Origin of the sequence: Streptomyces sp. NPDC006458 (genome assembly GCF_040612135.1) — a bacterium.
GTDB lineage: Bacteria > Actinomycetota > Actinomycetes > Streptomycetales > Streptomycetaceae > Streptomyces.
Window position 1 is genome coordinate 138,030 of the sequence record NZ_JBEXPR010000006.1, and the last position, 19,848, is coordinate 157,877.

Sequence of the window (19,848 nt, forward strand, 5' to 3'; positions counted from 1 at the left end):
GAGGGGCTCGGTCATGCCGCCACCTCGGCGCGCTCGACGGTCCTGCCACGCCGACCGTGGACACGGTGGACGCCTCCTCGGAGGTCGCGAACGGTGCCTGGACGATCGCGGTCACGGACGGGAACTTCGCAGACGCCGAGGCCGGCTGCATCAACAGCTGGAAGCTGGACCTTCTGACGAATGTGGCCGACGACCCACTCTCGCGAGTCCGATTATCGGACGCCCGGTCTGCCGAGTGTATGGATTTCAGCCAGCTCCCATCAGTTTGAATGACATGTTCACGTAAGCATGGCACTCTTTTCGAGCATTCTGTTGCATGGAGCGTGCGCATAACGCGCATGCTCCCAGCCTCAGTTGATCGCGCGTCACTTTGTCCGTACCGCCCGGGCGGCTCGATCCCGATCCGCCCTGTTTCTCAATCGGCCGAGACCGTCGGCCGTCATGCAAGGAGTTCAGAGTGAGACGTTCCCCCCGAAAGGCTGTCGCCGCGGGAGTGCTGATAGCCAGTGCCGCGATGGTTGCCGTGGCACTTCCCGTCGGCGCTGCCACCGCCGGCACCGGCTCTCCGGCTGCCCCGGCCCAGGGCGCCTCCGTCAGTGCCACCCCCCGGGCCGGCGCGCTGCAGGTCAAGCTCAGCCCGGCCGAGCGGGCCGCCCTGATCGCCGACGCCACCGCCACCCGCGCTGCCACGGCCAAGGCCCTGGGCCTGGGCGCGCAGGAGGCACTGGTGGTCCAGTCCGTCCTCAAGGACGCGGACGGCACGGTGCACACCCGCTACGACCGCACCTTCGCCGGCCTGCCGGTCCTCGGCGGCGAGCTGATCGTGCACGCCGGCGCGAACGGCGCTGTCAAGGACGTCACCAAGAACACCAAGGCCACCATCACCGTCGCCTCCACCACGGCCGCCAAGAGCGCCGCGTCGGCGAAGTCCGTCGCGCTGGGCAAGGCCAAGGCCGAGGGCTCCAAGGCCCCGAAGGCCGGCCTGGTCCGCAAGGTGGTCTGGGCCGGCTCCGGCAAGCCGGTCCTGGCCTGGGAGACCGTGGTCGGCGGGCTGCAGCACGACGGCACCCCCAGCCAGATGCACGTGATCACCGACGCCACCACCGGCGCCGCGCTCTTCGACTACGAGGAGATCAACACCGGCGTCGGCAACAGCCAGTACAGCGGCCAGGTCACCATCGGGACCTCAGGGTCCGCCGGCAGCTACACCATGAACGACGCCCCCCGTGGTGGTCACAAGACCTACGACATGGGCCACTCGACCAGCGACAGCCAGCAGGGCACGCTGTTCACCGACGCCGACGACGTCTGGGGCAACGGCCAGCCGGCCAACACGCAGACCGCCGGCGTGGACGCGCAGTACGGCGCCCAGCTGACCTGGGACTACTACAAGAACGTCCACGCCCGCAGCGGCATCAAGAACGACGGCGTGGGCGCCTACTCCCGGGTCCACTACGGCGACGCCTACGTCAACGCCTTCTGGGACCCGTCCTGCTTCTGCATGACCTACGGCGACGGTGACGGCAACGCCAAGCCGCTCACCTCGATCGACGTGGCCGCGCACGAGATGACGCACGGTGTCACCGGCAACACCGCCCGCCTGATCTACAGCGGCGAGTCCGGCGGCCTGAACGAGGCCACCTCCGACATCTTCGCCGCCGCGGTGGAGTTCTGGGCGAACAACTCCTCCGACGTCGGCGACTACCTGGTCGGCGAGAAGATCGACATCCGCGGCAACGGCACCCCGCTGCGCTACATGGACCAGCCCTCCAAGGACGGCAAGTCCAAGGACTACTGGTACTCCACCCTCAGCGAGGTCGATGTCCACTACTCCTCCGGCCCGGCGAACCACTGGTTCTACCTGGCCTCCGAGGGCAGTGGCGCCAAGACGGTCAACGGCGTCAGCTACAACAGCCCGACCTACGACGGGCAGCCGGTCACCGCGATCGGCCGGGACGCCGCGATGAAGATCTGGTACCGCGCGCTGACCACCTACATGACCGGCTCCACCAACTACGCCGGCGCCCGCCTTGCCACCCTCCGGGCCGCCGCCGACCTGTACGGCGACGGCAGCGCCACCTACGTCCACACCGCCAACGCCTGGGCCGCCGTCAACGTCGGCGCCCGCCTCCCCCTGGGCGTGCGGATCACCGACCCGGGCAGCCAGTACACGGCGGTCAACACCGCCGGGAGCCTGCAGATCCAGGCCATCAGCACCAACTCCGGCCCGCTGACCTACTCGGCCACCGGCCTGCCCGCGGGCCTGTCGGTCAACGCCTCCACCGGCCTGATCTCCGGCACCGCCACCACCCTGGGCACCAGCAACGTCACGGTCACGGTGAAGGACTCCACCAACGCCTCCTCCACCGCCACGTTCACCTGGAAGATCTACACGCCCGGCCCCTGCAACCCGGTGCAGAAGCTCGGCAACCCCGGCTTCGAGTCCGGTAACACCGTGTGGACCGCCGGCGCAGGCGTCATCGACAACGGCATCTCGACGCAGCCGCGCACCGGTACGTGGAAGGCGTGGATGGGCGGCTACGGCCAGACGCATACCGACACCCTGTCGCAGACGGTGACCATCCCGGCCGGCTGCCCCGCCACCCTGACGTACTGGCTGCACATCAACACCAACGAGATCATGAACACCGCGTACGACACCCTGAAGGTCCAGGCCAACGGGACCACGCTGGCCACGTACTCCAACCTGGACAAGAACACGGACTACGTGAAGAAGACTTTCAACCTCTCCGCCTTCGCCGGGCAGAGCGTCACCCTGAAGTTCACGGCCGCGGAGGACTACGGCATGCAGACGTCCTTCATGCTCGACGACGTCACGCTCAACGTCACCCCCTGAACTCCTGCCCACGGCTGAGGCCCTGACGGGCCGCCACACGGCACGGAGTTGAAGGACGAGGTCCGCTCCCCTGAAGGGGGCGGGCCTCGTCGTCGCTGGGCTGCCCTCAGAGGCGTTCGCTGCCGATCCAGGCCGCGGCAGGTGGTCTCGGCGGCTGGAAGCGTGCGCACAACTCGTCTGCTCCCGGCGACGGTTGATGGCACATCACTTCGTTCATTCCGCCCGGGCGGCTCGATCCCGATCCGCCCGGTTCGTCATCGGCCGAGACCGTCGGCCGTCATTCAAGGAGTTCACTGTGAGACGTTTCCCCCGTAAGGCTGTCGCCGCGGGTGCCCTGATAGCCGGTGCAGCGATGGTCGCCGTCGTGCTTCCCGCCCACGCCGTCACCGCCGGCACCCAGGCGCCGGCTCGGGCCGTCTCCGTCGGCCCGGCGCCCCGGGCCGGTGCCCTTCAGGTGCGGCTGAGCCCGGCCGAGCACGCGGCGCTGCTGGCCGGCGCGCAGGCCGCCCGTGCCACCACCGCGAAGGCCCTGGGCCTGGGCGCGCAGGAGGCGCTGCTGCCGAAGTCCGTCCTGAAGGACGCCGACGGCACGCTGCACACCCGCTACGAGCGCACCTTCGCAGGCCTGCCGGTCCTCGGCGGCGACCTCGTCGTCCACACGGCCGCGAACGGCAGCGCCAAGGGTGTCACCAAGAATACGAGTGCCACGATCACGGTCACCTCCACCACCGCGGTCTCGAGCGCCGCGTCGGCGAAGTCCCTCGCGCTGGGCCGGGCCAGGGCCGAGGGGGCCAAGGATCCGCAGGCCGACTCGGTCCGCAAGGTGGTCTGGGCCGCCGCCGGCAAGCCGGTGCTGGCCTGGGAGAGCGTGGTCGGCGGCGTGCAGCACGACGGTACCCCGTCCCGGCTGCACGTGATCACCGACGCGACGACCGGCAAGGAGCTCTTCCACTACCAGGCCGTCCAGACCGGTTCCGGCACCAGCCAGTACAGCGGCACGGTGACGATCGGCACCACGCTGTCGGGCTCTGCCTATCAGATGGACGACCCCACCCGGGGCGGTCACAAGACCTACGACATGAACAACAGCACCTACGGCGGCGGCACGCTGTTCACCGACGCCGACGACACGTGGGGCGACGGTCTGGCCTCCAACCGCCAGACCGCTGCCGTGGACGCGCACTACGGCGCGCAGTTGACCTGGGACTACTACCAGAGCGTCCACGGCCGCAACGGCATCAGGAACGACGGTGTGGCCGCTCCCTCCCGCGTCCACTACGACAGCGCGTACGTGAACGCGTTCTGGGACGACTACTGCTTCTGCATGACCTACGGGGACGGCAGGAACAACCTCAAGCCGCTGACGCAGATCGACGTGGCGGCCCACGAGATGACGCACGGCGTCACCTCCAACACCGCCGGACTGGTCTACAGCGGGGAGTCCGGCGGCCTGAACGAGGCGACCTCCGACATCATGGCCACCGCTGTGGAGCTCTGGGCGAACAACCCGTCCGACCCGGGTGACTACCTGCTCGGCGAGAAGATCGACATCCGCGGCGACGGCAACCCGCTGCGTTACATGGACCAGCCGTCCAAGGACGGCAAGTCCAAGGACGCCTGGTACTCCGGCATCGGCGGCATCGACGTCCACTACTCCTCCGGCGTGGCCAACCACTGGTTCTACCTGGCCTCCGAGGGCAGCGGAAGCAAGATTCTCAACGGGGTGACCTACAACTCCCCCACCTCCGACGGCCTGTCGGTCACCGCGATCGGCCGTGACGCGGCGGCGAAGATCTGGTATCGGGCGCTGACCACGTACATGACCTCCTCCACCAGCTACGCCGGCGCCCGCACCGCCACCCTCCAGGCGGCGGCCGACCTGTACGGCAGCGGCAGCGCCACCTACAACAACGCCGCCAACGCCTGGGCGGCCGTCAACGTCGGCAGCCGCGCCGGCGGCGTGAAGCTGACCAACCCCAACCCCCAGACCACGCTGGTCAACACCGCTGCCAGTCTCCAACTCCAGGCCACCGGCGCCACCAGGAAGAGCAAGCTGACCTACTCGGCCGCCGGCCTGCCCGCGGGTCTGTCGGTCAACGCCTCCACCGGCCTGATCTCCGGCACCCCGGTCAACCCGGGCACCAGCAATGTCACGGTCACCGTCACCGACCCGGCCAGCGCCACGGCCACCGCGCAGTTCACATGGAGCGCCCTGAGCTTCTACAACGTCTTCGAGAACACCGCTGACGTGTCGATTCCGGACAACGGCCCCGCGGTCTCCTCCAGCATCGACGTCACCGGGGTTCCCGGCAACGCGTCGGCCGCCCTCAAGGTGGGCGTCGACATCAAGCACTCTTGGCGCGGTGACCTGGAGGTCGACCTGGTCGCCCCCGACGGCACGGTCTACCGGCTGAAGAACGCCGACTTCTACGACGGGACCGACAACCTGATCACCACCTTCACGGTGGACGCCTCCAGCGAGGTCGCAGACGGCACCTGGAAGCTGCAGGTCCGGGACACCTCCAGCGGTGACACCGGCTACATCGACAGCTGGAAACTGACCTTCTGACGAGATGTGTCGGGGTTCCACGCATCCGTACGACGGCTCACGGGCGAAGCCCGCACTCTCCGGAGTGCGGGCTTCACTCGTCCTGACCCGGGACGGGACGCGACCTCCACTGACCGCAGCGTCGACCGGCGGGAGGGCGCCCCCCGAGAATTGTCCGGCCGAGCTGCGGTTCCCCGTGGTCCGCGAGTACTTCGTCACCAGATCCGAAAGGACCGTCGGTTCATTCGTGAACCCTGGAGCGGCCGTGCCCACCAGCCACAGCCGCGGCCTGACGACCGTCCGGGAGGGCCACCGTGCGCCCCTCCGGGAGTCCCGCGAACGGCGGCGAGGCCCGCACCCATCGGGGGTGCGGGCCTCGCCCTTGTACCGGCGCCTCGGCCCGTCAGGGCGTCAGCGTCGTCTCAGCGGGTGGTTCAGTTGTGGACCGTGAGCGCCGTGTCGTCGACCAGGAAGTAGGTCGGGGCGGTCGAGTCCTCCGTGCTCGCGAACTTCAGGGTGACGTCCTGGCCGGCGACCGGGGCGAGGTCGACCGTCTTCTGCACGTAGCCGGCGGTCGCGTTCAGGTTGGAGTACGTGGCCAGGGTGGTGCCGTTGGCCGTGACGGTCAGCTTGTCGTACGGGTTGGTCGTGGTGCCCTCGTTGGTGACGACGCGCAGCCAGAAGCTGACGGTGGCCTTGCAGCCGTAGGGGACGAACACCTTCTGCGACAGCGTGTCGGTGGACGTCTGGCCGTTGCCGCCCACCACCGCCTTCCAGGTGCCGGTACGCGAGAACAGCCAGGAGTTGTCGTTGCTGATGATGGTGCCGCTGCCGGTCGTGGTCCACACGGTGTTGCCGGACTCGAAGCCGGGATTGCCGAGCAGCTGTGTCGTGGTGCAGGCGCCGACGGTGTAGGTGAGCCAGGAGAACGACACGATGTCGAGGGCCCCGGTGGAGTCCGTGACGGTGAGCGTGACGGTGCTGGTGCCGGCCGTGGTGGGCGTGCCGGTGATCTTGCCGGTGGAGGCGTTGAGGCTCAGGCCGGCGGGCAGGCCGGTGGCCGTGTAGTTCATCGGCCCGCTGTTGCTGGTGACGGCCTGGACCTGCAGGGTCAGCGCCGTGCCGGTCTGGGAGACCTGGTTGCCGGGGTTGGTCAGCGTGACGCCCTGGGTGATGCGGGGGCCGACGTTGACCGCGGCCCAGGCGTTGCCGACGTTCTTGTAGGTGGGGCTGCTCGCCCCGTACAGGTCGGCGGCGGCCTGGAGGGTGGCCGTGCGGGCGCCGGCGTAGTTGGTGTTGGAGGTCATGTAGGTGGTCAGCGCCCGGTACCAGATCTTGGCAGCCGCGTCGCGGCCGATCGGGTTGACCGGCAGGCCGTCGGAGGTCGGGCTGTTGTAGCTGACGCCGTTGATGGTCTTGGCGCCGTTGCCCTCGGAGGCCAGGTAGAACCAGTGGTTGGCCACGCCGGAGGAGTAGTGGACGTCGACGTTGCCGACGCCGGAGTACCAGGCGTCCTTGGACCAGCCGTCCTTGGAGGGCTGGTCCATGTAGCGCAGCGGCTTGCCGTCGAGGTCGATGTTGATCTTCTCGCCGACGAGGTAGTCACCGGCATCGGCGGAGTTGTTCGCCCAGAACTCCACGGTGGTGCCCATGATGTCGGAGGTGGCCTCGTTCAGGCCGCCGGACTCGCCGCTGTAGACCAGGCCGGCGGTGTAGCCGGTGACGGCGTGCGTCATCTCGTGCGCCGCGACGTCGATCGAGGTGAGCGGGTTGGTGTTGTAGTACCCGTCGCCGTAGGTCATGCAGAAGCAGACTTCCCACCAGAACGCGTTCCGGTAGATGTTGCCGTAGTGAACGCGGGAGTGGGGGGCCACGCCGTCGTTCCTGACGCCGTTACGGGCGTGGACGTTCTTGTAGTAGTCCCAGGTCAGCTGCGCACCGTAGGCGGCGTCCACACCGGCGGTCTGCGCGTTGGTGGCCGAGCCGGTTCCCCATGTGTCGTCGGAGTCGGTGAACGTCGTGCCGACGGGGATGTTGCCGCCCCAGGGGTCGTCCTCGGCGTGGTTGAGGTCGGTGGTCTTGTGGCCGCCGCGGGTGTTGTCGATCAGGCTGTAGTTGCCGGCGGACCCCGTGCTGCCGATGGTGACCTGGCCGGCGTACTGGCTGTTGCCGATGCCGGTCTTGACGGCCTGGTACTCATACAGCTTGGCGCCGGTGGTCGCGTCGGTGATGACGTGCAGCTCGGAGGGGGTCTTGTCGTGCTGCAGGCCGCCGACCACGGTCTCCCAGGCCAGGGTCGGCCTGTCGGCGGCGGCCCAGACGACCTTGCGCACCGAGTTGGCCTTCGGGGACGTGGCGTTCTCGGCCTTGGCCCGGCCCAGCGCGAAGGACTTCGCCGAGTCGGCGGTCTTGACCGCGGTGGTGGAGGCGACCTTGACGGTGGCCTTGGTGGCCTTGGTGACGCTCTTCACGGCACCCTTGGCGTCCGCGTGGACGACGAGGTCGCCGCCGAGGACCGGCAGTCCCGCGAAGGTCCGCTCGTAGCGGGTGTGCAGCGTGCCGTCGGCGTCCTTCAGGACGGACTTCGGCAGCAGCGCCTCCTTCGCGCCCAGGCCCAGGGCCTTGGCGGTGGTGGCGCGGTGCGCCTGGGCGTCGGCTACCAGCGCCGCGTGCTGGGCCGGGGTGAGCTTGACCCCCAGGGCTCCGGCTCGGGGGGTGGCGCTGACGGAGGCGGCCTGGGCCGGCGCCTGGGTGCCAGCTGTGCCCGCGGTGCCGGCGGTGGCGGCGGTGGCGGGAAGCGCGACGGCGACCATCGCGGCGCTGGCTATCAGGGCACCCGCGGCGACAGCCTTGCGGGGGGAACGTCTCACAGTTGACTCCTAAGACGGAGGCCGAGGGGCTCGGCCCGAGACCGGACGGACCGTGGAGCCGCCCGGGCAGGACTGACCAAGGAGGTGCACAAACGAACTTCCATGCGCTGGATGCGCATTGATGCTTCGTTCGATGCACCGAGTTGCGCGTAAGGCTGCCCTGATTGCGTGAACATGTCATTCTGACTGCGCGGAAATGGCTGAAAGTGTAAGTTCGGTGAGCGATTCCGTCCGATAGTCGGACGCGCTTCGGGTCGGGCTTGTGGTTTCACCCAGGGCGTTGCGCGGCGGCGACACGTCAGCGGTCAGGTGAGGCCGAGCTTGTCCGGCCGCGGTGCGGCGCCGATGTTCGGCGCCGGGCCGGCGACTGTGCTCGAAAGTCGTTCCATGTGCAAATGTCCGGACAGGGCATGGCCTCCCTGAGGGCGCGTGGCGCGCGGCTTCCGAGTTGAGCAGGGCGGCGGCGTACCGGCGGGTGGTCTCGTGGAGGCCGTCGCGTGTCTCTGGCGGGCCTTCGACGGTCCCCTTGAACCGGGAGGCGACGGCGGGGAACTCGTGGTCGCGCGGAATGTCGAGTGGGGTGCGGTCGGCGGGGAAGGCGAGCCAGGCCATGACGTCCGTGATCGGCCGCTCGTCGAGTGCCGAAGTCAGGAACAACCGGGCGAGGATGTCGCCGTCGGCCTTGGACCAGAAGTCGCCCCGCTGGGAGGCGTCCACGCTTGTGGCGGCGAAGTGCCCGGCCAACCTGCCTGCCCCGTCGGGCGACTTGGCGACGGCGAGCGGGTTCCACCACATCGTCCGCCCGGCGTGAGCGATCTGCCGCGGGTCCGTCGACCACAGCCGCCCCACCCGGCCCGGGGTGTCGTCAGCGCGCCGTGAAGGCGTCGCCTTCGGCCTTTCGAGGTCAGCGGCACCGGGCCGGGCGCCGCGAGGATCGAGGGGATGGCGAGGGAGGTGGTCTTGCCGGATCGCGGTGCCATGATCGCGACGGCGACATCCTCGAACCCGCATTCCGTGCGCGCACAGTCACGTACCGCGCGCGTACCCGTGTGGCCGCGGCGCACACCACCCGTAAGACTGACCTCATGACGGAATCGGATTCCCATGCGTACGACGTCGTGGTGCTCGGAGCCGGGCCCGTGGGGGAGAACGTCGCCGACCGCACCCGCGCGGCCGGCCTGTCCACCGCGGTCGTGGAGAGCGAGCTCGTCGGCGGAGAGTGCTCCTACTGGGCCTGCATACCGAGCAAGGCCCTCCTGCGCCCGGTCATCGCCCGCGCCGAAGCCCGCCGCCTCCCCGGCCTGAGCGGTGCGGTGCGGGGCCCACTCGACACACCGGCGGTGCTCGCCCGCCGCGACTACTACACCTCCCACTGGAAGGACGACGGCCAGGTCCGCTGGATCGAGGGCGTCGGCGCCGACCTGTACCGGGGCCACGGCCGCCTGGCGGGACCCCGCACGGTGCAGGTCACCGCCCCGGACGGCACCCGCACCACACTCACCGCCCGGCACGCCGTCGCCGTGTGCACCGGCACCCGCGCCCAGCTGCCCGACCTCCCCGGCCTCGCCGACGTACGCCCCTGGACCAGCCGCGAGGCGACCAGCGCCAAGGCGGCGCCCGGCGCTCTCCTCGTCGTGGGCGGGGGAGTCGTGGCGACCGAGATGGCGACCGCCTGGCAGGCCCTGGGCTCCCGGGTCACCCTTCTCGTCCGCGGCAAGGGCCTGCTGAACCGGATGGAGCCCTTCGCCGGAGAGCTGGTCGCGGAGGGACTGAAAGAGGCGGGCGTCGAGGTCCGCACGGGCACCTCCGTGACGTCGGTGACCCGCCGGGACGGCACGGTGACCGCCACCACCGACACCGGGGAGCACCTGGAGGCCGACGAGATCCTCTTCGCCACCGGCCGGGTGCCGCACACCGAGGACATCGGCCTGGACACGGTCGGCCTGGAACCCGGCTCCTGGCTGACCGTCGACGACAGTCTGCGCGTGACGGGCACGGACTGGCTGTACGCCGTCGGTGACGTCAACCACCGCGCCCTGCTCACCCACCAGGGCAAGTACCAGGCCCGGATCGCGGGTGCCGTCATCGCGGCCCGCGCCGCGGGGGCACCCATCCTGGAGTCGGACCCCTGGGGCGCCCACGCCGCCACCGCCGACCACGACGCCGTGCCGCAGGTGGTCTTCGCCGACCCGGAGGCGGCGGCCGTGGGCCTGTCCCTGGCCGAGGCGGAGCGGGCCGGGCACCGGGTGCGGGCCGTCGACGTCGAGTTCTCCTCGGTCGCGGGCGCGGGCCTGTACGGCGAGGGCTACCGGGGCCGTGCCCGCATGGTCGTCGACCTCGACGACCGGATCCTGCGCGGGGTGACCTTCGTCGGTCCCGGCGTCGGCGAACTCATCCACTCGGCGACCGTCGCCGTCGCGGGACAGGTGCCGGTCGAGCGGCTCTGGCACGCGGTGCCGTCGTATCCGACGCTCAGCGAGGTGTGGCTGCGGCTGCTGGAGGCATTCCGGGACGCGTGAGTCCCGGCTCCCGCCCGCGCTGGGACGCCATGTTCCGTGGGCGCCGGGGCGCTCCCGCCGGGCTCGGGCCGGGCGGGAGCGCGTCGGGAAGCCGACGTGCGGGACGGCGCGGGCGCAGGCTCACCGCCGGGTCGGTCTCAGCCGTCCCCGTCCGGCAGGTCGAACCCCAGGCCCCGCGCCGCCGCGACCGGTGTGGGCTCGCTCCAGCGGTCCGCCATCGCCTGCGCGGAGGCCAGTGAGCGCAGCTCCGCGCGGTCGAGGTAGAGCGTGCCGTCGAGATGGTCCGTCTCGTGCTGGACGATCCGCGCGGGCCAGCCCGTGAAGACCTCGTCGAGCGGCCGGCCGTCCTCGTCCTGGCCGGTCAGCCGGACCATCGCCGGGCGCGCCACCACCGCCTGCCAGCCCGGCACGCTCAGACAGCCCTCGTAGAACGCGGCACGCGCGGGACCGATCGGCTCGTAGGAGGGGTTCACCAGCACCCGGAACGGCTGCGGCACCCGCCCGCGGGCCAGCCGCACCTCCTCCGGTACGGTCGCCGGGTCCTCCATGACGGCGATCCGCAGCGGCACACCCACCTGCGGCGCCGCGAGCCCCACGCCGGGCGCCGCGCGCATGGCCGCGCGCATCGCCTCGACGAGCCGGGCCAGCAGCGTGGGCCCCAGCTGTCCGTCGTACGGCTCGATGCCCTGCCGCAACACCGGGTCGCCCGCCGCGACGATGGTCAACGGGCCTTCGGTGAGAAGGAGTTGCTCGACCTGCTCGGCAAGGGGTGCGCGTGCGCCGGGAGTTGTCATCCGGCCAGCATGTCACGCCGGGTCTGACACCTGTCACCCGAACCTGACACCTGTCACCCCCTCACCAGGCCTGTGGCGCAGGCGACTTCACCTGCCGGGAACGCGTCCTTCCGCTCTCTCGGCCACTGGAGCGCGATCGCGTACCGGCGGGGGAGGCGGCGCTGCGGGTGGGACGCGGCCGCGCGGGGGTGACAGTGGCGGGCCTCCAGGGCGAAGCGCCCGGCATCCGGGGGGATGCCGGGCCCTTCGTCGTGCCTGCCTCGGCGGGCCCGTTACTTCCGCGTCGCCTCCAGCGCGGCCAGCTCCGCGTCGGCGCGCTCGGTGATCACGGTCAGGACGCGGCCCGCGACCGCGAGGTCCTCGGCCGGTATCCCGGCGTAGATCCGCGCGGAGATCGGGCCGGTCTCCGCGCTGACGGTGGCGTACAGCTTGCGCCCGGCGTCCGTCGCCCGGACGGCGGTGCCCTCCGCGGCGGCCAGGCCCTGCCCGATCAGCCCGTCGACGACGGCCAGGACCTCCGTCTCGGGGATCTTCAGCGACGCGGTCACCTGCGCGGCGAGCGCGTCCCGTTCGAGGGGGGTCTCGGCGGTGACGACCAGGCGCAGCGTGATCTGCTGCTGGAAGGTGGCGCCGTGGCGGCCCAGGACGTGCTCCAGGACGGCTCGTCCGGCGTAGTGGGCGAGCCCGATGACGCGGGGGTCGACGGAGGGGGCTGCGGTGGTGGTCATGACTGCTCCTGCCTGTTCTCGTGGGTCCCGGTCTGCGGGGGTGGATCAAGCGGTGCGTCGAGCAAGGTGGCGAGGTCGCGGCTGAGGCGCCGGGTGCGCTCGTCGTCGAGCCCGCCCAGCGGGGCCAGCAGTCGCTCCAGCAGGGCGTGTACGACCTCGATGGCGGCCCGGGTGGTCTCCTGTCCCTGGCCGGTGAGCGAGAGCTGGACCGCACGCGGGTCGCGCGGGTCGCGTTCGCGCCGCACCAGACCGGCGCTCTCCAGGGAGCGCGCCAGCTTGGACACGTACAGCGGTTCGAGCCCGGTGCGGTCGGCGAGCTGTCGCTGACTGGGCCGCTCACCGGTGCGGTGCATGCCGTGCAGCGAGGCCACCAGGGAGTACTGGGCGTGGGTGAGCCCGAGCGGGGCCACCGCGCGGTCCACGGCGGTGCGCCACTTCATGGACAGTCGCCACACCAGGAATCCGGGCGTCGCGCCCTCGGAACCGTTGCTCATGACGAATACATTACATGGCTACTATGTCCATGGCTACTATTTCTGTTCGAAGGCCGCCCGTCGCCCGGACGACGCACTGACGGAAGGGACCCGGCGGGGCTAGGTTGTCCGTCATGAGCAATCTCGACCGCGAGGCGGTTCCCGCCGTGTGCGGCGGCCGCGGCTTCGTGGTGGCGGAGCCCGTACGCGAACTCCTCAGCCCCCGCACCGTCAGGCTCGGCGAGTCGACCGAGGTCCGCCGGCTGCTGCCGAACCTGGGCCGCCGGATGGTCGGGGCCTGGTGCTTCGTCGACCACTACGGCCCCGACGACATCGCCGACGAGCCCGGGATGCAGGTGCCGCCGCACCCCCATATGGGCCTGCAGACGGTGAGTTGGCTGCACGAGGGCGAGGTGCTGCACCGCGACTCCACCGGCAGCCTCCAGACCATCCGCCCGCGCGAGCTGGGCCTGATGACCTCCGGCCGGGCGATCAGCCACTCGGAGGAGAGCCCCCGCACGCACGCCCGCTTCCTGCACGGGGCCCAGCTGTGGATCGCCCTGCCCGACAGCCACCGCCACACCGACCCGCACTTCGAGCACCACGCCGAACTCCCAGTGGTGACGGCACCGGGGCTGCGGGCCACGCTCGTCCTCGGCTCCCTGGACGGAGCCGTCTCGCCCGGCACGACCTACACCCCCGTCGTCGGTGCCGACCTCGCCCTCACCCGCGGCGCCGACGTCCGCCTCCCCCTCGACCCGGACTTCGAGTACGCCGTGCTGTCCATGTCCGGCGAGGCCCACGTCGACGGCGTGCCCGTCCTGCCCGGCTCCATGCTCTACCTCGGCTGCGGCCGCACCGAACTCCCGCTGCGCGCCGACTCCGACGCCGGCCTGATGCTCCTCGGCGGCGAGCCCTTCGAGGAGGAGCTGATCATGTTCTGGAACTGGATCGGACGGTCCCAGGAGGAGATCGTCCAGGCGCGGCGGGACTGGACGGAAGGGACACGGTTCGGGGAGGTGAAGGGGTACGACGGGGATCCGCTCCCGGCGCCCGCGCTGCCGGTGACGCCTCTGAAGCCACGGGGGAGGGTCCGCTGACCCGCGGGAACAGCCGGCTGACAGCGTTGGACGGGTACGCGGGCAGCCGCCGTCCGGCTGCCCGGCCGTCGCCGGGCAGCCGGACGGTCTGTCGCTCAGAGGCGTCCGCGGGAACCGTCAGCCTCTGGCGGCGGCGTAGTCACGCGCCCATGCGATGAACTCGTCCGCCACCGGGTAGTCGGTCTCCACCCGCGCGAGCAGTGGCTCCAGCGCCGCCGGTTCGAGCCGGTCGACGTTCAGGAGCACCTCCGCCCAGCCAGGTGGCCGGCGGTGATGGAAGCCGGGCGAGCGCCGCTTCATCTCGGCGAGCAGTTCCTCGCGGTCGAGAAGCCGGCGCATCTGCGGGAACGTGTGCTCCCGGAGCATCCCGACGAACTCCTCCGCACACGCACCGGGATCGGTTCGCGCGCCGTAGGCCCAGTAGCCGCGGGCCGGCATGTCCGCCGCCGGGTCCCACGCGACGGTGTCGGGCGGGATCAGATCCCAGTGGAGCATCGCCTCGGCGGACGTCGGCGGCAAATCCTTGGCCTGGTCCCAATGCTGACGGTAGGCCCACGCCCGCTGCGGGGAAGGGACGACGGAGACCCGGACGAAGAAGACGTCCATCTTCGGATCGATCCGGTGCGGATGGAACTCGATCAGTGCGCAGTCGCCGTGTTCCCCCGTCAGCCGGAAGACCTTCCCGTCCGGAACGAGCCCGGCGGCCTGTGCCACCGGCGCGACGTACCGTCGCCGCCAAGTGCTCTGCGAAACCATGACTCACCTTCAGCGAGCTCATGCTGCCAGCTCGAAGAACCTGTCCACCCACGGCCCGAAGGCGGACTCGTCGGGGTCGCGGGAGCCGGACGACGAGGCGCACATCGCGCCCAGCGCGTCGATGACGGAGGCCGCGACGGCGTGCGCAGGTCCATGGAGTTGGCCGACAGGTCGACGTCTCCCGACAGGGACGCGGTCTGGCTGAACATGCTTGTTTGCGGGGTGGGTGTGTCCGGCGCTGACATCACGCTCCACCTTCACGCCGTGACGGCGAGCGCGTGCTCCGCCCCGCGCTCGCCGCGCACTGCATCGCACCAGGTGTTCGCGCTCAGACCTCGGGCAGCCCGAAAGCGGCGCGGTCCGCGTCGATCAGGTCGTCGAGCAGCGCGACCGTGGCGGCGGCGAGCTGCTTGACGGGGAGGCCGGATGCCGCCTCGTTCTCCAAGGCGCGCCGGACGGTTAGGGCGAGCAACTCGGCATGCTGCTCCGGGCTGCCGATCGGGGTCGAGCCCTCGGCGCGCAAGAAGCCCTCGAACATCGCCTGGTAGGTGTAGCCGATCTCGTCCACGCTCAGGTCGTCGCGGACCAGGTCGTGCTCGGCGAGCAGCGCGAGGTAGCTGTGCGTCAGCGCGGCGTGCCGGTCGTCGCGCGCCGGGTCGGGCGAGCCGGTCAGCTTGCCGAGCAGATGGGGATCGCCCAGGAGCAGTCCGCGCAGCAGCGGACGGTCCACGATCGCCAGGTAGTACACGCGGGCGAAGTTGTGCAGCAGGCAGGTTTGCGGGTCGCGCTGGAGCGCCTGGCGCAGGTCGTCCACCGCACGGAGCACCTCGCGCGCGAAGACAGCGCCGAACAACTGCTCTCGGGTCTTCCAGTGCAGGTAGACGGTGCCCTTGCCGATGCCTGTCTCGGAAGCCACATCGTCCATGGTCACCCGCCGGTAGCCGTGCCGGGTCAGCAGGCCCGCCGCCGCGTCGAGGATGCGCGCGGCCCGTTCGGCGCGCTGTTGCGGGTCGCGGAGTCGTTCGGTGCCGGCGCTCACGCCCCAACTGTATGACCGGTTGCGAGACACCGCCAAACGAAACTTGCAGTTGACGAACTTTCGTTTTTCGTCATACCGTCAATATCGATGATGCCCAACCGACGACAGGAGCCGAGACATGAACACCCGCAAGTCCCCCCGCGGCAAGACGGTCCTGGTCACCGGCGCGACCGGGAACCAGGGCGGTGCCACCGCTCGCCACCTGCTCGCGGACGGCTGGCACGTCCGCGCCCTCGTCCGGCGCGACACCACGTCTGCCGCCGCCGCGCTTGCCGCCGCCGGAGCCGAACTCGTCCGCGGCGACCTGGATGACCGCGCCTCCATCGAGGAGGCGGCGCGCGGCGCGTACGGTCTCTACAGCGTTCAGTCCGCGAACGACAACGAGCTGTACCAGGGCGTCAACGTCGCGGATGCCGCGAAGGCCGCAGGTGTGCGGCACCTGGTGTACTCCTCCGTCGGCGGCGCGGAGAGCCAGAACCGCTACTACGAGGAGCGGGGCTGGGGACAGATCGAGAAGTGGCGGATCGAACAGCACATCCGCACGCTGGGCATACCCGCGACGATCCTGCGCCCCGCCGGGTTCATGGAGGACTTCACCAGCCCCGCGCGCTTCTTCCAGAACGGATCACTGAACGTCCCCTGGCGTGACGACCTGGTCGTGCAGCTCATCGCCATCGACGACACCGGAGCGTTCGCCGCACTGGCCTTCGCCGACCCGGACACCTATCTGGGCAGGGCCGTCGAGATCACCGGCGACCGGCTCACCGCCCCGCAGATCGCCGAACAGCTCAGCGCGGCAGCCGGACGCCACGTCCCGCACACGCAGATCCCGGTCGGTCTTCTGTGGGAGCACGACCCCGAGGTCGCGAAGGTCTTCACCTGGGCGAACGCCACCTACTACGACACCGACCTCGCCCCGCTGCTCGGCGCCCACCCCGGTGTCATGGACTTCCGCACCTGGCTCGACCGCTCCGGCAAGGCCCGCCTCGCGGCACAGCTGGAGGCCACCGCGGGCTGACGGGGCCGCGTGCCCAGGGCGGTGTGCTCGGCGCGGCGGTGGTGCGCCAACGAGGCCGCGCGTCGGCAGGGTGTCCATGCCCTCCACCCGATCCGCGACGGTATCGAAACGCGGGTCCGCGGCCGGCTCGCCGAGATCCTTCCCACGCGGTGAGCCTTCGCCCGTGCGTCGGTTGCACCCGGTGGTTCCGTGTGCGGCTTCCGGGCGGTTCGGCGCCCGCCGTCGCCCGGCTCCCCGCCGTACGCACCGGGGACGGGCCCCCGCTGCCGAACTGCCCGCATTCCACTGCCTCCTGACCCCGGGGCGCCGCCCGCCCACGGTCCATGACCGAGAGTGACGAAACTGCTAGGCTCGATGACGTTGCGTCATCTTGTCGCCGACCGCTAGGAGATGCCGGTGATCGAGCAGCTCTGGCTCCAGCCCCCGCTCGCCTTCGCCCGGCTGGGCCCGTCCCGCACCCCGTGCGACAACCACAGCTGGGGGCCGAGCGATCTCACCCCGCGCGGCACCGGCAAGACCACGGTGGTGCCCCAGCCGACCCTCGACCTGGCCGCGAACGGCACACTCTCCCAGCGGACCCCCGAACATGTGCGGTTCAAGGACGCTCAGGGGTGGCGCCCGATCTGCCCGTACTTCGAGGTCCACGGCAGCTGGACGGTGGACGGTGAGCGCCACGACGGGCCGGTGACCGAGGACGTGCTGCGGGAGTTCGGCCTGAGCCTCGCCGACGTGACCTGGACCGTTGCGGTCGCCAACCTCAAGGCGCATCACCTGACCCAGAGCGAGGGCGACCGCATCGAGGCGCGGGTCGAGGTGCGGGGCGACGACCACCAGCGCCACCGGCTCGACGGCACCTCCCCGCAGGACGCGCCCGAACCGCTGGTCCCGGCCGGCCGGAGCGTGCCGCTCGGCTCCGTCCAGCTCCCCGCCCCGAACCCCCGACTGCCCGAACTGCGGCTGCGGTTCACGCCCGCGGCCGGATTCGTCTACGGCCCGTCCGACCTCCCCTCCGACGGCAACTACCAGGTGCCGCAGGAGCGGCGCTTCCTCAACCCCGACGCGCGATGGTCCGACTGGCAGCTGACCGGCGAGGACCCCCGGACCGTGCCGGGCGGACTCTTCGCGGGCGCGGAGCGCGGCCGGTCGGTGGGTCTGGTGGACGACGTCTGCGACGGACTGGTGACCGTCTCCCTGCGCGGCGGACCGAGCGCCACCGGCCGAGTGGTGGCCTGCCCGCCCGTGTTCTCCCCGGACCGCAGACCCTTCGTCTCCATCGCCGACGGACTGACCGACCGCGTCCGCCGCGGTGACGTACGCCGACCCGAATACCTGGCCGACACGGAGCTGACGGCCCGGGAGACGCGTGATCTCTTCGAGCGCATCCTGGAGACCATGGGCAACGTCAACCTGGACGTGATGAACGGCATCTTCGAGGCCCTGCCCCGAGCTGTGCCCCTGACCGGCGTGCTGCTCGGGCTCACCGAGCAGGGCCGGCGCAGACACCGCCGCTTCGTGGCGCTGGAGATGCTGGAGGACCTGCTGCGGGAACGGCCGGACCTCATCCGGGCGGTCGTCCGGCAGCCCGGCGCGGACCCCTCGTTCAACGCGCTGATGCCGGTGGACATGCGTGGCGCGGACGGTGCCGCGCTGCATCTGACCCGCCGCCAGTACGACCTGCTGGAGGGCTGGGCCCGCTCGCTGCGCGAGTCCACGGAGGCGGGCACATGACCGTACTGCTCCAGATCGGCAGGCGCCCGCCCGAGCAGCCGCGCCCCCATGCGCCCGACCCGGCCCCGCCCGCCGCCTCGGCGGAGGTCAAGGTCTTCCGCAGCGCGCACGGCGCGCACCTCTTCGTCGCCGACGGCAGCCGCGTCTACGACCTGCCCGAGGAACTGGCCGCCCGGCTGGAGCGGTGGACGGCCGCACCCAACGGCTCGTCGGCCGACCTGGCTGACGCGCTGGACCTCCCCCTGTGGGGCGAGCGCCGCATCGACGGGCCGCTCGCCGAGCCTCCGCCGCCGGCCTCGATCTCGCTGAACGTGATGCAGGCCTGCAACCTGAGCTGCGGTCACTGCTACGCCGACGAGGGCCGCTTCGGCGGCACCGCGCGCGTCATGCCCCGCGACACCGCCTTCGCCGCGGTGGACCGGCTGCTGGCCGAGGCCGCACCCGGCGCCGACGTGGTGGTCGGCTTCATGGGCGGCGAACCCCTGCTCGCCCGGGACCTGATCCACGAGGTGGTCGCCCACGCCACCGGGGCGGGAGCGGCCACCGGCCATCAGGTCCGTTTCGCCCTGACCACGAACCTCACCACGGTCCGCCCGCAGGACGCCCGGCTGTTCGCCGACCACCCCTTCACCGTCACGGTCAGCCTGGACGGCGACCGGGCCGGCCACGACGCGCTGCGGCGCGCCCCCGGCGGAGGCAGCGCCTACGACCGGCTGCGCGCCGGGCTGGACACCCTGGCCCGGCACGGCCGCCCGCGTCATCTCAGCGCCCGCGTCAGTGTCACGCCGTACACCGGGCGGCTGCTCGACATCCTGGAGCACGGGATCGGGCTGGGCTTCGACGAGGTCGGCTTCGCCGCCGTGGTGAGCGCTCCCGATCCCGCGTACGAGATCGGCACGGGCGCGTTCCAGGAGTTCCTGGCCCAGATGACGGAGTGCGGCGAGCGAGCGCTGCGCGAGCTGTCGGCCGGACGGCACTACCCCTTCGGCAACTTCCAGACCGCCCTGCGCCAACTGCACCGGGGAACCCACCGCCCCTACCCCTGCGGGGCGGGCGCCGGCTACCTCAGCGCCTCGGCCGAGGGCCGGCTGTACGCCTGCCACCGGCTCGTCGACGACCCCGCCTTCGCCATGGGCACCGTCGCCGAGGGCAGCGACACAGCCCTGCGGCAACGGCTCCTGACGGAACGTCATGTCGACCGGTCGGAGCCGTGCCGCTCCTGCTGGGCCCGCTATCTGTGCGGGGGCGGCTGCTACCACGAGGTGAGCCGCCGGGGCCGCCCCGGCTGCGACTACATCCGCGGCTGGCTGGCCTTCTGTCTGCGTGCCTACGTCGAACTCGCGCAGGCAGCACCCGAGTTCTTCCAGCAGTCCGCCCCGTACCCCGCCGTCGGCACCGTCGGCACCGTCTGAAGGACC

General features: G+C 71.1%; 14 protein-coding genes and 2 pseudogenes. 8 read left to right on the plus strand and 8 right to left on the minus strand.

What is annotated here, in order from left to right; translation table 11 throughout:
• Positions 1-56 precede the first annotated feature (56 nt).
• The 3 genes from ABZZ79_RS10360 to ABZZ79_RS10370 all read left to right on the plus strand — a co-directional run bounded on the left by ABZZ79_RS10360 (position 57) and on the right by ABZZ79_RS10370 (position 5,426).
• Positions 57-269, plus strand: coding sequence for a hypothetical protein (locus ABZZ79_RS10360; RefSeq protein WP_356688487.1), 213 nt, complete (start codon positions 57-59; stop codon positions 267-269).
• Positions 270-457: 188 nt separating this feature from the next.
• Positions 458-2,857 carry a M4 family metallopeptidase gene (locus ABZZ79_RS10365; protein ID WP_356688488.1) on the plus strand — a complete coding sequence of 800 codons (2,400 nt, stop codon included), beginning with the start codon at positions 458-460 and terminating at the stop codon, positions 2,855-2,857.
• 295 nt (positions 2,858-3,152) lie between these two features.
• Positions 3,153-5,426: a M4 family metallopeptidase gene (locus ABZZ79_RS10370; RefSeq protein WP_356688489.1), complete on the plus strand. Its 2,274-nt coding sequence runs from the start codon at positions 3,153-3,155 to the stop codon at positions 5,424-5,426.
• Positions 5,427-5,839: 413 nt separating this feature from the next.
• Here ABZZ79_RS10370 and ABZZ79_RS10375 read toward each other — a convergent pair whose 3' ends face one another.
• The gene (locus ABZZ79_RS10375; RefSeq protein ID WP_356688490.1) at positions 5,840-8,275 is read right to left on the minus strand and encodes a M4 family metallopeptidase; all 2,436 of its coding nucleotides are present in this window, start codon (positions 8,273-8,275) and stop codon (positions 5,840-5,842) included.
• A gap of 441 nt (positions 8,276-8,716) precedes the next feature.
• Positions 8,717-9,282, minus strand: a pseudogene (locus ABZZ79_RS10380) (hypothetical protein); the annotation flags it as partial.
• Between the two features lie 78 nt (positions 9,283-9,360).
• Here ABZZ79_RS10380 and ABZZ79_RS10385 point away from each other — a divergent pair.
• Positions 9,361-10,794 (plus strand): NAD(P)/FAD-dependent oxidoreductase, encoded by a 1,434-nt coding sequence (locus tag ABZZ79_RS10385; RefSeq protein WP_356688491.1) that lies wholly within the window; start codon positions 9,361-9,363, stop codon positions 10,792-10,794.
• 137 nt (positions 10,795-10,931) lie between these two features.
• Here ABZZ79_RS10385 and ABZZ79_RS10390 read toward each other — a convergent pair whose 3' ends face one another.
• The 3 genes from ABZZ79_RS10390 to ABZZ79_RS10400 all read right to left on the minus strand — a co-directional run bounded on the left by ABZZ79_RS10390 (position 10,932) and on the right by ABZZ79_RS10400 (position 12,810).
• Positions 10,932-11,588: a peptide deformylase gene (locus ABZZ79_RS10390; protein WP_356688492.1), complete on the minus strand. Its 657-nt coding sequence runs from the start codon at positions 11,586-11,588 to the stop codon at positions 10,932-10,934.
• Positions 11,589-11,860: 272 nt separating this feature from the next.
• A complete protein-coding gene (locus ABZZ79_RS10395; protein ID WP_356688493.1) occupies positions 11,861-12,316 on the minus strand; it encodes a MarR family transcriptional regulator in 456 nt (151 codons plus the stop codon).
• Positions 12,313-12,810, minus strand: a complete 498-nt coding sequence (locus ABZZ79_RS10400) for a MarR family transcriptional regulator (RefSeq protein WP_356688494.1) — start codon at positions 12,808-12,810, stop codon at positions 12,313-12,315. The genes ABZZ79_RS10395 and ABZZ79_RS10400 overlap by 4 nt, the downstream gene beginning before the upstream one ends.
• Positions 12,811-12,923: 113 nt before the next feature.
• On the opposite strand from ABZZ79_RS10400, the gene ABZZ79_RS10405 reads away from it, so the two are divergent.
• The gene (locus ABZZ79_RS10405) at positions 12,924-13,889 is read left to right on the plus strand and encodes a pirin family protein (RefSeq protein WP_356688495.1); all 966 of its coding nucleotides are present in this window, start codon (positions 12,924-12,926) and stop codon (positions 13,887-13,889) included.
• A 117-nt stretch (positions 13,890-14,006) separates the two neighbouring features.
• On the opposite strand, the gene ABZZ79_RS10410 is transcribed toward ABZZ79_RS10405, so the two are convergent.
• From ABZZ79_RS10410 to ABZZ79_RS10420, 3 genes and pseudogenes are all read right to left on the minus strand, one after another.
• The gene (locus ABZZ79_RS10410; RefSeq protein ID WP_356688496.1) at positions 14,007-14,645 is read right to left on the minus strand and encodes a hypothetical protein; all 639 of its coding nucleotides are present in this window, start codon (positions 14,643-14,645) and stop codon (positions 14,007-14,009) included.
• 42 nt (positions 14,646-14,687) lie between these two features.
• Positions 14,688-14,854 (minus strand): annotated as a pseudogene (locus ABZZ79_RS10415) (esterase); the annotation flags it as partial.
• Between the two features lie 119 nt (positions 14,855-14,973).
• Positions 14,974-15,684: a helix-turn-helix domain-containing protein gene (locus ABZZ79_RS10420; protein ID WP_356688497.1), complete on the minus strand. Its 711-nt coding sequence runs from the start codon at positions 15,682-15,684 to the stop codon at positions 14,974-14,976.
• Positions 15,685-15,802: 118 nt separating this feature from the next.
• On the opposite strand from ABZZ79_RS10420, the gene ABZZ79_RS10425 reads away from it, so the two are divergent.
• The 3 genes from ABZZ79_RS10425 (at position 15,803) to ABZZ79_RS10435 (ending at position 19,842) form a co-directional block, all read left to right on the plus strand.
• Complete coding sequence (locus tag ABZZ79_RS10425) at positions 15,803-16,702, plus strand: NmrA/HSCARG family protein (RefSeq protein WP_356688498.1); 900 nt, start codon at positions 15,803-15,805, stop codon at positions 16,700-16,702.
• Between the two features lie 396 nt (positions 16,703-17,098).
• Complete coding sequence (locus ABZZ79_RS10430) at positions 17,099-18,430, plus strand: hypothetical protein (protein ID WP_356688499.1); 1,332 nt, start codon at positions 17,099-17,101, stop codon at positions 18,428-18,430.
• A complete protein-coding gene (locus ABZZ79_RS10435) occupies positions 18,427-19,842 on the plus strand; it encodes a radical SAM protein (RefSeq protein ID WP_356688500.1) in 1,416 nt (471 codons plus the stop codon). Before ABZZ79_RS10430 ends, ABZZ79_RS10435 begins: the two co-directional genes overlap by 4 nt.
• Positions 19,843-19,848: the final 6 nt, after the last annotated feature.

What these genes read in the sequence shown, in the direction of transcription:
- ABZZ79_RS10385 (WP_356688491.1), top strand. Translation starts at nt 9,361, where the DNA reads ATGACGGAATCGGATTCCCATGCGTACGACGTCGTGGTGCTCGGAGCC.
- ABZZ79_RS10390 (WP_356688492.1), bottom strand. Translation starts at nt 11,588, where the DNA reads ATGACAACTCCCGGCGCACGCGCACCCCTTGCCGAGCAGGTCGAGCAA.
- ABZZ79_RS10395 (WP_356688493.1), bottom strand. Translation starts at nt 12,316, where the DNA reads ATGACCACCACCGCAGCCCCCTCCGTCGACCCCCGCGTCATCGGGCTC.
- ABZZ79_RS10400 (WP_356688494.1), bottom strand. Translation starts at nt 12,810, where the DNA reads ATGAGCAACGGTTCCGAGGGCGCGACGCCCGGATTCCTGGTGTGGCGA.
- ABZZ79_RS10405 (WP_356688495.1), top strand. Translation starts at nt 12,924, where the DNA reads ATGAGCAATCTCGACCGCGAGGCGGTTCCCGCCGTGTGCGGCGGCCGC.
- ABZZ79_RS10410 (WP_356688496.1), bottom strand. Translation starts at nt 14,645, where the DNA reads ATGGTTTCGCAGAGCACTTGGCGGCGACGGTACGTCGCGCCGGTGGCA.
- ABZZ79_RS10425 (WP_356688498.1), top strand. Translation starts at nt 15,803, where the DNA reads ATGAACACCCGCAAGTCCCCCCGCGGCAAGACGGTCCTGGTCACCGGC.
- ABZZ79_RS10435 (WP_356688500.1), top strand. Translation starts at nt 18,427, where the DNA reads ATGACCGTACTGCTCCAGATCGGCAGGCGCCCGCCCGAGCAGCCGCGC.